10 protein-coding genes are annotated in these 13,097 nt (G+C 67.1%); 5 read left to right on the forward strand and 5 right to left on the reverse strand.

Features of this window, described 5'->3' with window-relative positions:
• Nucleotides 1–315 precede the first annotated feature (315 nt).
• From R2676_RS03350 to R2676_RS03360, 3 genes are read left to right on the forward strand one after another with little or no spacing between them, the layout of a single operon-like run.
• Entirely contained in the window at nucleotides 316–2,346 is a 2,031-nt protein-coding gene (locus tag R2676_RS03350; protein WP_316887217.1) for an alkaline phosphatase family protein, read from the forward strand.
• 30 nt (nucleotides 2,347–2,376) lie between these two features.
• Entirely contained in the window at nucleotides 2,377–2,577 is a 201-nt protein-coding gene (locus R2676_RS03355; protein WP_012436446.1) for a hypothetical protein, read from the forward strand.
• Nucleotides 2,578–2,613: 36 nt separating this feature from the next.
• On the forward strand, nucleotides 2,614–4,773 hold the full coding sequence (locus R2676_RS03360) for a phosphocholine-specific phospholipase C (protein WP_206272196.1): 2,160 nt from the start codon (nucleotides 2,614–2,616) through the stop codon (nucleotides 4,771–4,773).
• Between the two features lie 566 nt (nucleotides 4,774–5,339).
• On the opposite strand, the gene ampD is transcribed toward R2676_RS03360, so the two are convergent.
• The 5 genes from ampD to R2676_RS03385 are packed head-to-tail and all read right to left on the reverse strand — an operon-like array spanning nucleotide 5,340 to nucleotide 10,844.
• Nucleotides 5,340–5,936, reverse strand: a complete 597-nt coding sequence (ampD, locus tag R2676_RS03365) for a 1,6-anhydro-N-acetylmuramyl-L-alanine amidase AmpD (protein ID WP_206272197.1) — start codon at nucleotides 5,934–5,936, stop codon at nucleotides 5,340–5,342.
• Nucleotides 5,929–7,554, reverse strand: a complete 1,626-nt coding sequence (locus R2676_RS03370; RefSeq protein WP_206272198.1) for a sigma-54-dependent transcriptional regulator — start codon at nucleotides 7,552–7,554, stop codon at nucleotides 5,929–5,931. The genes ampD and R2676_RS03370 overlap by 8 nt, the downstream gene beginning before the upstream one ends.
• 39 nt (nucleotides 7,555–7,593) lie before the next feature.
• Nucleotides 7,594–9,624: an ATP-binding protein gene (locus tag R2676_RS03375; protein ID WP_206272199.1), complete on the reverse strand. Its 2,031-nt coding sequence runs from the start codon at nucleotides 9,622–9,624 to the stop codon at nucleotides 7,594–7,596.
• On the reverse strand, nucleotides 9,621–9,887 hold the full coding sequence (locus tag R2676_RS03380) for a PP0621 family protein (RefSeq protein WP_027680340.1): 267 nt from the start codon (nucleotides 9,885–9,887) through the stop codon (nucleotides 9,621–9,623). Before R2676_RS03380 ends, R2676_RS03375 begins: the two co-directional genes overlap by 4 nt.
• 45 nt (nucleotides 9,888–9,932) lie before the next feature.
• Nucleotides 9,933–10,844, reverse strand: coding sequence for a cytochrome C assembly family protein (locus R2676_RS03385; protein WP_206272200.1), 912 nt, complete (start codon nucleotides 10,842–10,844; stop codon nucleotides 9,933–9,935).
• A gap of 174 nt (nucleotides 10,845–11,018) precedes the next feature.
• Here R2676_RS03385 and ffh point away from each other — a divergent pair, with 174 nt between their 5' ends.
• A complete protein-coding gene (gene ffh / locus R2676_RS03390; RefSeq protein WP_027680338.1) occupies nucleotides 11,019–12,434 on the forward strand; it encodes a signal recognition particle protein in 1,416 nt (471 codons plus the stop codon).
• A 68-nt stretch (nucleotides 12,435–12,502) separates the two neighbouring features.
• Nucleotides 12,503–13,051, forward strand: a complete 549-nt coding sequence (locus R2676_RS03395) for a hypoxanthine-guanine phosphoribosyltransferase (RefSeq protein WP_012762948.1) — start codon at nucleotides 12,503–12,505, stop codon at nucleotides 13,049–13,051.
• Nucleotides 13,052–13,097 lie beyond the last annotated feature (46 nt).

A 13,097-nucleotide genomic window follows, 5' to 3' on the forward strand; every position in this document is an offset into this window, starting at 1 on the left:
GCGGGACTGGCGTGCGGCGTCGCAATGGCCGTCTCTTCAGAATAATTCTTTCTATCGACGTCGCAAGTTCAATAGACGTCACCTCATCTACGGTAGGGGTATGTGTGCGGCGCACTGCACCGGTGCACGCGTGCCGCGCCCCGGGGCATCCCCCGACATTCCCTCGCTCAAGAAATCCGAATAGCCGCATCAGCATTCTTGCCGCGGCTGTCACTTGAGCGACAGGCCCCCACCCTACGCTTCGGTCGCATTGCAGGGAGCGCAATCACAGCGGCGAGACACCGAGCGCCGCGCACAACGACCGAGGAAATCGACATGGCTTGGAATCACCCCGCCCGGCGCCTGCTGACGGCTGCGCTGAGCACGACCGTGGCAGCGACGCTGGCGACCACATTGACCGCATGCGGCGGGGGCGACAGCAGCCCCATCGCCAACCAGGGCAGCACGGACGCGCCCTCCGCCAGCGCCAGCAAGAAGGTGCTGATGGTCGGCGTGGACGGCGCCACCTATGCGCAGGTACAGAGCGCGCTCTTGCAGCGCAGCCTGCCGAACCTGGGCGCGCTGGCGGTGATGCCGGCATCGACCGGCGGCACGCTCGGCACCACCACCGCCCAGCCGCAGCTGGACACACCCAGCTGGGCCACCGTGCTGACCGGCGCCTGGCAAAACCGCCATGGTGTGACCGACGACACGGTCACCACCCTGGCTGCCCCAAGCGTGTTCAGCTACGCGCGCAGCGCCGCCAAGGCAGCCGGCACCACGCAACGTCTGGGCGCCGCCGTCAGCTCGGCCGCGCTGCCGGCCCTGCTCAAGGCGGATCAGCAAGCCGGCAATCTCGACACGCTGGTCGACTGTGCCCAGGTGGACACCTGCGTGACGCAGAACAGCGTGAAGCTCGTGCAGTCCGGCTACGACGTCGTCTTCGCGCAATACACCGCGCCGGCCGCCGCCGCGCTGGCCTCGGGCCTGCAGAGCGATGCGTACACCGCTGCGCTGGCCAACGTCGACCAGGCGCTCGGCACGCTGCAGGCCGCCATCGCCCAGCGCCGCACCGCCAACCCGAACGAAGACTGGCTCGTTGTCGTCACCACCAGCCACGGCCTGGACGCCACGGGTGCCACCACGTCGGCGCCGACGCTGGAAAACCGCACCGCCTTCATCGCCCTGAACAAACCGGTCAACGCCGTGCTCGGCAAGACCGGCATGGCGGCGCCCACGTCGGAAGCCACGCTGGCCGCGCTGCCGAGCGAGGCCGACATCGTGCCGACCGTCCTGGCGCAACTGAACGCCGCCGTGCCGCCTACGGCGCATCAGCTCGACGGTGCAGCGCTCACGGCCAGTGCCGTCGGCGTGCGCAACGTCCAGAGCACGGTCGGCGCGTACAACGCCTCGCTGGTGCTGAACTGGCAGAACCCGACCCCGGCCAGCGGCCCGATCACCGTGCTGCGCGACGGCAAGCCGGTCGCCACGCTGCCCACCACGGCCACGCAGTACACCGACAGCAACATCGCTGCCGCCAGCGGCATTTACCGCATCAACTACACGCTGGTGCGCAACAACGTGCCGGTGTCGATGCTCGCGCAGATCGCCTACGTTGCGCCAACGCCGCTGGCCACCTCGCTCACCAACGGCCTGGCGGCGTATTACAGCTTCGACCCGCTGCCGCCCACCGACCGCAAAGCCAGTTCGACGATCGGCCCGTGGGTGGCAGGCACCGACGGCGGCGCAGCTGCGACCGACCCGTTTGGCGGCACGGCCCTGTCGGTCGATTCGCGCATCGACGCCTACAAGCTCACGCAGAACGGCCCCGACATCGCACAGAGCCCGCAATTCACCATCGGCTTCTGGTTCAAGTCGGATTGCACGCAGGGCAACGGCACCGGCGAGCCGATCCTCTCCAACAAGAACTACACGTCCGGCGCGAATGCGGGCATCGCGTTCGGCCTGTTCGGCGGCTGCGAGGTGCGCTTCAACCTGGGCAGCGGCGGCAAGCGCGACGACATCCAGGGCATGAAGTTCAGCGCCAACCAGTGGGCGTATCTCGCCCTGTCGGTGGACACGCAGGCCAAGCGCTTCAGCGCCTACATCCTCGATCCGGTGCTCGGCGTGCAGAAGGTGGAAGACAAGGCCATCGCCAATACCGACGTCACGAAGCTCAACGGTCTGGCCACCAAGGTCTGGGGCCTGAACGACGACGCCACGCACAACTACGTGCCCAACAACCCGGGCTCGCTCAAGGGCGTGATGGCCTACGACGACCTCGCCATGTGGACGCGCCGGCTGACGCTGGACGAACTCAAGACGATCAACGGTTCGCACCAGCCGCTGTCGTCGCTGAACCCCTGATCCCCTCCCCCAACCCGAACGAGACCGCTCATGAAGCCCTTCATCCACCCTCTCGCGCGGCCGCACCGGCTGGCCGCCGTGCTGCTGTGCGCCGCCACCCTGTCGCTGTCGGCCTGCGGCGGCGATTCGAACGACGGCACGCCCGGCACCGGTACCGGCCCCGGCACCGCCCAGCCCGATCAACCCGGCCAGCCACCGGCCAACAAGCCGACCCTGCACTGCGCTCCGTAACGCGCGGCTTCCCATCGACTTGCGTTTGAGACCGACATGACTTCCGACACGAACCACGCCAACAACGGCAGCCGCCGCAACTTCCTCAAGATGGCCAGCACGGGGGCGATTTCCGCCGCTGCGCTCGCCGCCTTCCCGCCATCGATCCGCCGCGCGCTGGCGATTCCCGCCAACAACGCCACCGGCACGATGCGCGACGTTGAACACGTGGTGATCCTGATGCAGGAGAACCGCTCGTTCGACAACTACTTCGGCACGCTGCAAGGTGTGCGCGGCTTTGGCGACCGCTTCCCCATCCCGCTGGCGGGCGGCCTGAACGTCTGGCAGCAGACCTACGTGCCAAGCAGCGGGCCGAGCCGCACGGTGCTGCCGTATTACCTCGACAGCAGCGCCGGCAACGCGCAGCGCGTGTCCGGCACGCCGCACAGCTACCCCGATGCGCAGAACGCGTGGGACCTGGGCCGCATGAGCAAGTGGCCGACGTACAAGCAGACGCAGTCGATGGGCTATTACAAGCAGGCCGAGCTGGACTTCCAGTTCGCGCTGGCCAACGCCTTCACGCTGTGCGATGCGTACCACTGCTCGTTCCACGGCGGCACCAACACCAATCGGCTGTTTCACTGGACGGGCACGAACGATCCGACCGGCGCGGCGGGCGGCCCCGTCATCGACAACAGCGGCGATCACCTCGACGCCAGCGTCACCTACAACTGGACGACCTACCCCGAGCGGCTGCAGGCGGCCGGCGTGTCGTGGAAGGTCTACCAGAACATGCCGGACAACTTCACCGACAATCCGCTCGCCGGCTTCAAGGCCTACCGCGATGCCAACGCCGCGCGCGGCAACCTGGCCGACGGCAGCCCGTTCCCGCCGTACACGCCGGCCGACGAAACCGTCAGCCCGCTCATCAAGGGTGTCGGCAACACCATGCCCGACGGCGGCTTCCTGCAGGCCTTGAAGGACGACATTGCCGCCGGCCAGCTGCCGCAGGTGTCGTGGATCGTCGCGCCGGCTACGTATTCCGAACACCCCGGCCCGTCGAGCCCCGTGCAGGGCGCGTGGTACACGCAGGAAGTGCTCAACGCGCTGACCGCCAACCCGGCCGTGTGGAGCAAGACCGTGCTGTTCATCAACTTCGATGAGAACGACGGCTTCTTCGACCACGTGCCGCCGCCCGCAGCCCCGGCCTATGACAACGGCGTGCTGGCCGGCAAATCGACGGTGAGCACGGCCGGCGAATACCACACGGACCAACACCCCTACGGCCCCGGCCCGCGCGTGCCGATGTACATCGTTTCGCCGTGGAGCCGCGGCGGCTGGGTGAACTCGCAGGCGTTCGATCACACCTCGGTGCTGCGCTTCCTGGAACTGCGCTTCAACGTCAAGGAGCCGAACATCAGCGCGTACCGCCGCGCGGTGCTGGGCGACCTAACCAGCGCCTTCAACTTCGTCAACCCGAACACCGAAACGCTGCCGACGCTGCCCAGCCGCGACAAGGCAACCGCCGACTCGATCCGCACCGCGCAAGGGCTGAAGCCGCAGGTGCCGCTGCCCTCCGTCACGGCGCAGCAGATGCCGACGCAGGCCACCGGCACCCGCCCCTCGCGCGCCTTGCCGTACGAGCTGCACGTCAGCGCGCGCGAAGACGCCACCAACCGCGCGCTGCGCCTGATCTTCAGCAACACCGGCACGGCGGCCGCCGTCTTCCACGTGTACGACCGCCTGCATCTGGACCGCGTGCCGCGCCGCTATGCGGTCGAGCCCGGCAAGATGCTCGACGACACGTGGGACGTGTTCACCGCCGACAAGGGCAAATACGACCTGTGGGTGCTCGGCCCGAACGGCTTCCACCGCGCGTTCTCGGGCGATGTGAGCGCCGTGTCGGCAGCGGGTTCGAGCGCGCCGGAAATCCGCGTGTGCTACGACCTGGCCAACGCCGAGGTCTACGTGACGATGATGAACACCGGCACCGCCGGCTGCACTTTCACCGTCAAGCCGAACGCGTACCGCAACGACGGCCCGTGGACGTTCGACATCCCGGCCGGCAAGCAGCTCGACCAACATTGGCCGATCGCGCGCCAGGGCAACTGGTACGACTTCACGGTGACGGTGCCGCAAGGCGGCTTCACGCGGCGCTTTGCCGGCCGCATGGAAACGGGCAAGAACGGCGTGTCCGACCCGGCGATGGGCACGTGAGGTAGGGCTCTGAAGTAGAAAGATCAGCAGGGAAAGATGCGGGCAGCCTTCGAAAGCGGGCTGCCCGCTTCCGTTTCGGCGCCTGCAGGGAGTGACTTACGGCGTGCCGGCGTCGAAGGGGCGAACGCCACGGTTTCACCCCGACGCTTGAGCCTCACATCCTGACGTTCGAGGCTTTTACCCGCATGCGTGGGGCTCAGACCGCCGTGTTCGGTGGTTCAACTGCCGTGCGCGAGCCTCCGACCCTGGAATCGTTCACGGATGGATCGACGAAATGACCCTCGGACGGTCGCGCTCGACGGTTTCACACTCGCGCGTGAGCCTCGGACCGTGACGCTCCACGGTTTTACCGTCGTGCGTGAGCCTCAAACAGTCGAGACATCGACAGTTTTACCCTCGTGCGCGGCCCTCGGACTGTGGCGCTCCACGGTTTTAGGCTCGCGTGCGATGCCTGGACATTGACGTTCCACCGTTTCACCCTCGCGCCCGAGTCCTGGAGAGTGACACGCCACGGTTTTACCGTCGCACGTGAGCCACAGACGGTGAAGCGTCAGAGGGTTGTCGCGTCAGAGCGCGTGCTGATAGGGGAACAACGCCGCATTGAATCCACCGAGCGCGCGCAGGTGCGCCCAGTCGAAATGCGGTCCTGGGTCCGTCTTGCGGCCCGGTGCAATGTCCGAATGACCGGCGATCGCCGCAATCGGATACGCCGCGCAGATCGCCCGCACAAGCGACGCCGTGGTGGCGTACTGCTCGGGCGTGAAGGGCAGATCGTCGGTGCCCTCGATTTCGATGCCGACCGAGAAATCGTTGCAGCGCGTGCGCCCGAAAAAGTCCGACGCACCGGCATGCCAGGCGCGCGCGTCGCAGGATGCAAATTGCACGCATTCGCCCGTGCGACGGATGAAGAAATGCGCCGACACGCGCACGCCGCGCAGCTGATCGAAGTACGGATGCGCGTCGCAGTCGAGCGTGTTGGTGAAGAAGTCGAGCACGTGGTCGGTGCCGAAGTCCGCCGCGGATTGCGCAGGCGGCAGGCTGATGTTGTGCAGCACGATCAGGTCGATCGGCATGCCGTCGGGTCGTGCGTCGATATTCGGCGAGGGATGGCGGCGCGCGCCATCCACCCATCCGTCCGCGCCGATGTGCAACCGGTCAGGCATCGCCGTTCAGCCCATTTCCGGCCGGTTCGCCGACGCTGCCCGGCGACGCTTCAACGTCACGCGGATCGCGAATGCCAAGCTGCTGCATGCGATAGCGCAACTGGCGGAATGACAGCCCAAGCAGCTTGGCGGCGGCCGTGCGGTTGAAGCCGGTCTGGTCCAGCGCGGCAAGGATCACGTTGCGCTCGACCGACTCCAGGTAAGCCGGCAGATCGATCGGCAGCGCAACGCTCGGCAGGGCGGGCTCGGCCGGCCGCGCAACCGGTGCCGGCTCGGGCGGTGCCAGCGGTTGCGGCATCCCCATCGGGCTTGGCACGGGCGCGGGCATATAGACGGCATCAGGCCAGCCGGCCATCGGCGACGGGGCCAGCGGGTGATTGCCTGCCGCGGCAGCCTGCGCCTCGCGCGTGCGGTGGAACAGCGGCGAGCGCTCGATCTCGGCGCCGAGAGCGCCAAGGTCATCCACGTCGATCGACTCGCCTTCGGCAAATGCGTACGCACGCTCCAGCAGGTTCTCCAGTTCGCGCACGTTGCCCGGGAACGGATACGCGCACAGTTGCTGCAATGCCGGTCGCGTCAGGCGCTTGGGGCGCGGATCGCCGTAGCGGCTCGCGAGCTGCTCGAGCAGCACGCCGGCCAGCACGGGCACGTCTTCGGCGCGCTCGCGCAGCGTGGGCATGCGCAGTTCCAGCACGTTCAGGCGGTAGAACAAGTCTTCGCGGAAACGGCCGGCAGCCACGAGCCGCGCCAGGTTCTGGTGGCTCGCGCACACGACGCGCACGTCGACGGGATCTTCGCGGCTTTCGCCGATCTTGCGCACGCGGCGCTCCTGCAACGCGCGCAACAGTTTCACCTGCATCGTGAGCGGCAGGTCGGCCACTTCATCGAGCATGAGCGTGCCGCCGTTGGCGGCCTGGAAGAAGCCTTGGCGATCGCTGTCGGCGCCGGTAAAGGCGCCCTTCACGTAGCCGAAAAACTCGGCTTCCATCAGGTTCTCGGGAATCGCGCCGCAGTTGACCGCCACGAACGGCCGCGATGCACGCGACGACAACGCATGGATGGCGCGCGCCGCACGCTCCTTGCCGCTGCCGGATTCGCCGCTGATCACCACCGGCGCCATGCTGCGCGCCAGGCGCATCAGCGAGCGGCGCACTTCCTGCATCGCGGCGGAATGGCCCGGCAGCAGATCGTTGGTGCGCTCGGCCAGATCGGCGTTGCCCGGATCGGGGTCGCGCTGCTGACGGCCCAGCGCATTCAGCACGAGGCTGCGCAACTGGTCGAGCGAAAGCGGCTTGGCGATGTAGTCGAATGCGCCGGCCTTGAGCGCTTCCACCGCGTTTTCGGCGCTGCCATAGGCGGTGATGACGGCCACCGGCGTGCGGTCGGCCGTGGCAGAAAGCTGGCGCACGAGTTCAATGCCCAGGCCATCGCCCAGGCGCATGTCGGTCAGCACCAGCGCAAAGCGCTGGCGGGAAAGCGCCTCGCGCGCCTCGGCCAGCCCGCTGGCGAGCACGACGTCGTGCCCCATGCGGCGCAGGGAAATTTCCAGCAGCTCGCGCAGGTCGGCTTCGTCATCGACGACGAGAATGGGTTCGCGAACGATGGCGGCTTTGGGCATGGATCAGCAGAAGATCGGCGGAAATGCGCGGCCGGCGGATCATTCCGCGATCGGCCCGGCAGGTTGGTCAAACATCAGGGTGATGACGAAGGCGCGGCGCGGCAACGTGTCGCGCGCCTCCATGGTCAACGCTCCGGTGCGATCGAGCAAGGACTCCAGCGCGATGGCACCGTAGCGGATCTGCGCATCGTTGGCGCTACACAACTCGCGCGCCATGTAGAGGCCCAGGCCAGTGCCTTGTGCGTCATTCGTGAAGAACGGCTCGAACAGGCTGCGTTGCTGTTCGGTGGGCACTTCGGGCCCGTCGTTCCAGATCACGAGTTCAGCGTGGGTGTCGTCCAGCGCGTAGGCCGCGAGTTGGATCGAGCCGGGAACGCGGCGGCAATAACGCAGCGCGTTGTCGAGCATGTTGCCCACCACCTGCTGCAGCTGCGCCGGATCGAACAGCACGGGCTTGTCCAGGTCGACCGCCACGCGCACGAGGTTCGGGTTGATCTCGGTGGCTTCGCCGGCGCGGCGCAGGGCCTCGGCACGCCAGCGGTCAACGACCTCCGGCAGCACCTGCGCCAGTTGCACGCGCACGCGTTCGCCGCGCGGGCGGCGCGAGAGCATCAGCACGTCGGCAACCACCTGGTCGAGCCGCCGCACGTTGTCGCGGATGATGCGCAGCAGGCGTGTCTCCACGCCGCCGCTTTCCGGCCGCATGTGTGCGCCGCCTTCCTGGCCGTCGCCCGGATCGTCCAACAGTTCGGCGGCCTGGCTGATCGCCGCCAGCGGATTGCGGATCTGATGCGCGACGCTCGCCACCAGCCGCCCCATCGACGCCAGCTTTTCCTGCTGCGCCTGCTCCGCCACACGCTCCCAGCTTTCCACGTGGACCAGCACGGTGTCGTGCAACTCGTGGCGCAAGAACGCTTCGTCATCCGCCGACCAGCCCTGCGTGATCGCGTCGGCCGATGGAATGCGCGCACGCATCTCGCCACCCTCGCCCGGCAGGCCCAGGCCGATCGAGCTGACGAGGCTGTCCATGTAGACGCTGCGCAAGTTGGCCAGGCTCGGCAGGATGAAGCGCAGGCGCAGGCGGGCGCTCAACATGGCGCGGCCGCCCGCAGCGATGGGCAGCAGGTCCAGGATGCGCGGGGCATCGTCGTCGCCGGTGCCGTCGGCGGGACGGCTCTTGCGGCGAAGCCACTGGCGCAGCGTTTCGAGCAACGGGCGCAGGTGCGGCACGTCCTTCAGGTCGAACAACATCGCGCCACTGCCGACAAAGGCGCTCTGCGGCACGCCCAGCAACATGGCTGCGGCCGGGTTGGCGGCAACGACGCGGCCATCGGCACGCACCAGCATCACGCCGTCCTGCATGTCGTAGACCATCAGGCGGTTGACGAGCTGTTGCAGGCGCAGCTCGCGCTCGCGGGCCATCGTCAATCGTTCCTGCGCGATCTGGCGATGCGACAGGCCGTACATCATCGAAGCGGCCATCATGTAGACCAGGCCGTACAGCCCGGCGGATGCCAGGCCCGGCGCAATCACGCCGTCGTTCAGCATCTGCAGGAACGGTTCGGCCAGCACGACGATGGACGCCACGGCCGCCGTGAACAGCGCAAACAGCAGGCTGGTGAGCGCGCCGGCAGCCAGCACCGGCATCAACAGCACCATCGCCACGCTGGCCGACAGGCGCGAGAGCGTGGCATACGCCAGCCCGAGGAACAGCAGATCGAGCACGACATCCAGCCGCACCCGGAATTGGAAGCGCGTGCGCCACCAGCCGGCCGCGGCCAGGATCAGCAAGGCCATCGCCAGATAGGGCAGCGTCAGGCTGAGCAGCGTGTCGCCATTGGGCAGGCCAGCTGCCTCGTTGTGCTCGCGCGGCACCATCACGAACAGCAACAGCACCAGGGCCACGGCGGCGCGGCTGAAGGCGAAATAGCGCAGCAGGCGCCACTGGAATTCAGGCGGATCGGGCTCCAGCCAGACCGATCGCAAGGCACGCCAGGCGTTCAGGCGCGAGAGCAGGCTGCGCGCGCCGGACGGCGTTGCCCGCGCGGCACCCGACGCTTCGGGCGTCATGCGTTGCCCCGGTCAGCATGCTCGGGGCAGCGATAGCGGCCGCCCGCCAGCGCGATCATGCCGGTGCGCGGCGCGTGCACGCCGCATACGGCGCATTGCTCGATGGGTTGGGAGGCCTGAGGCTCAGGCGTGCGCTTGGCCGTGCGCTGTTCACGCGGGGCGCCCTGCTCCTGCCCCGAAGCGCGGGACGAACGCGTCCCCAGGCGGCTCAGCCACCACCAGCCGGCGAGCAGCATCAGGATCAGCAGGACAGGACGGGACATGGAGAACAGGCAGGAACAAGTAACGGCGCAGGCGCCAGGATTGCGCTAGGCGCGATGCAGGATGACTTCGAGCACGAACCGGCTGCCGACGTACGCCAGCAGCAGAACCGCAAAGGCGGCCATCACCCAGCGCAGCGCCACGCGGCCACGCCAGCCGCGGAAACGCCGACCGACAAGGATGCCGCCGAACATGGCCCATGACAGCACGGCGAAGATGTTCTTGTGATCGAAATGGAAGGCGCTGTGGAACAGCTGTTCGGAGAACAGAACGCCCGACGCGATCGTCAGCGTCAACAGCACAAACCCCGCGCCGATCAGGCGGAACAGGAGTTTTTCGAGCGTCAGCAGCGGTGGCAGCAGATCCAACCAGCGGCTGAACCAGCTTGCCTGGGCGGGGCGGTTGATGGTGTGCAGGCGGCGCTCGGCGGCCAGCATGAGGATGGCGTGGAATGCCGCCAGCGTGAAGAGGCCGTAGGCGACGTTGGCTATGGCGAAGTGCAGCTTGAACAGCGCACTGGCCGCATAGCCGAGAATCTGCGTGCCCGGAAAGGCCAAGGGCAACAGGCTGCCGACCAGCGCCACGGGCATCACCAGCAGCCCGAGGCCCGCCAGCGAAAAGAACAGGCTTTCGATCCAGAAAATGCCGACACCAAGCCAGAGCATGGCCGACAGCGCATAGGCAAAGCCGAACACCATGGCGCTGGCCGGGAAAATCGTCTCGTGCAGCAACAGCCCGTGCGCGACCAAGGCGGCCAGCAAGCCCCAACGCCACCAGCTCGGGACGGTATCGGCGGCGCCCGGCGGCGGCGGCACGAGCACCGTCGAGCCCGGCAACCGACCACCCGCCGCCATGGCTCCCGCTGCGGCCTGGGTACCCAACCCACCGCGTCGCGCCCACGCTACCGAAGCGAGGATGCCGTAGAGAAGCGCCGTCAGCGCATACAGTACAATTGCCATTTGCACAGTTTACCGCAGCGCACCCCGGTTTTGGCTGGGGCCCGCCCCCCGCCGAAAGCCTCGTCGGGCGGCAACGCAACATGCGCGCATTAAGCACATTCCCAGCCAGTGCGAGCCAAACGCGCGCCGGCCGTCTCTTCATCCCGTCCCCAATTCCGGATTCCTGTCACTGTCATGCTGGATAACCTGACCCAACGGCTCGCGCGCGTGGTCAAGACCATGCGCGGCGAAGCGCGCCTGACCGAAGCCAACACCGCCGAGATGCTGCGCGAAGTTCGCATGGCGCTGCTCGAAGCCGACGTGGCGCTGCCGGTCGTGCGCGAGTTCATTGCCCGCGTCAAGGAAAAGGCGCTCGGCGAAGACGTCATCACCAGCCTTTCGCCAGGCCAGGCGCTGGTCGGCATCGTGCAGCGCGAGCTGACGGCCATTATCGGCGGCCAGGAAGCGCTGGAAGGCGTCGGCAGCAACATCATGGGCGGCCGCGCGGCCGAGCTGAACCTCAACGTCACGCCGCCAGCGATCATCCTGATGGCCGGCCTGCAGGGCGCCGGCAAGACCACCACGGTGGGCAAGCTCGCCAAGTGGCTCAAAGAGAACAAGAAGAAGAAAGTGCTGACGGTGTCGTGCGACGTGTATCGCCCCGCCGCCATCGCGCAGCTGAAGACCGTTTCCGAGCAGGTCGGCGCAGACTTCTTCCCCTCGCAGCCCGACCAGAAGCCGGTGGACATTGCCGCCGCAGCGCTGGACTGGGCCAAGAAGCATTATCACGACGTGCTGATCGTCGATACGGCGGGTCGCCTCGGTATCGACGAGGCGATGATGCAGGAGATCGCCGCGCTGCACGCCCGGCTGAAGCCGGCCGAAACGCTGTTCGTGGTCGACGCGATGCTCGGCCAGGATGCCGTCAACACCGCCAAGGCGTTCAACGACACCCTGCCGCTGACCGGCGTGGTGCTGACCAAGCTCGACGGCGATGCGCGCGGTGGCGCGGCGCTGTCGGTGCGTCACATCACGGGCAAGCCGATCAAGTTCGTCGGTGTGGCCGAAAAGCTGGACGGGCTGGAGCCGTTCTACCCCGACCGCATGGCCCAGCGGATTCTGGGCATGGGCGACATCCTTGCGCTGGTGGAAGAAGCCCAGCGCGGTGTCGACATGGAAGAGGCGCAGAAGCTTGCCGCCAAGATCAAGAAGACCGGCGGCTTTGACCTCGAAGATTTCAAGGCGCAGATCGGCCAGATGAAAAAGATGGGCGGTCTGGGCAGCCTGATGGACAAGCTGCCGGCTCAGCTCGCGCAGCAGGCGCAAGGTGCCAACATGGACCAGGCCGAAAAGCAGGTCCGCCGCATGGAAGGCATCATCAACAGCATGACGGCTGCCGAGCGCGCCAAGCCTGAACTCATCAAGGCGAGCCGCAAGCGCCGCATTGCTGCGGGCGCGGGCGTCCAGGTGCAGGAAGTCAACCGTCTGCTCAACCAATTCGAGCAGATGCAAGGCATGATGAAAAAGCTCAAAGGCGGCGGCATGATGAAGATGATGCGCGCCATGGGCGGCATGAAAGGCGGCATGAAGGGGCTGTTCGGCGGCCGCTGAGCGGGCTACCCTCCTTCCTGAATCGCACTTTTGATCGACACACCGAACCGTTTCACCGAACTGACACGATGCTGAGCGCAGAACAGGCCCGCGAACTCTGGGCCAACTCCGAAGAAATCGTCAGCGAAGACGCCGTGCGCGGCTCGCTGGACCGCATGGCCGAAGAGATCACCGAGAAGATCGGCGACACGTTCCCGATGGTGCTGTCCGTCATGGGCGGCGCGGCCGTCTTTACCGGCATGCTGCTGCCCAAGCTGGCCTTCCCGCTGGAGTTCGACTACATCCACCTCTCGCGCTACAACAACACGACGGTGGGCGGCGAGATGCAATGGCGCGTGGCGCCGCGCGAGTCGGTCAAGGGCCGCACGGTGCTGGTGCTCGACGACATCCTCGACGAAGGCGAGACGATGGCCGCCATCCGCTCGCGCATCATCGACATGGGCGCCGCCGAGTTCTACTCCGCCGTGCTGTGCGAGAAGACGCTCAGCAAGTCCAAGCCGCTGTACCCCGACTTCTGCGGCTTCAACGTGCCTGACCGCTACGTGTTCGGCTGCGGCATGGACGCCAAGGGCTACTGGCGCAACCTGCCGACCATCCGCGCGCTCAAGAACACCTGACGCAGCACCGCAGCAAGCAAAAAGGGCGACACCTCAGTCGCCCTTT

This window comes from Ralstonia flatus (assembly GCF_958439105.1).
GTDB classification, from domain to species: Bacteria; Pseudomonadota; Gammaproteobacteria; order Burkholderiales; family Burkholderiaceae; genus Ralstonia; species Ralstonia flatus.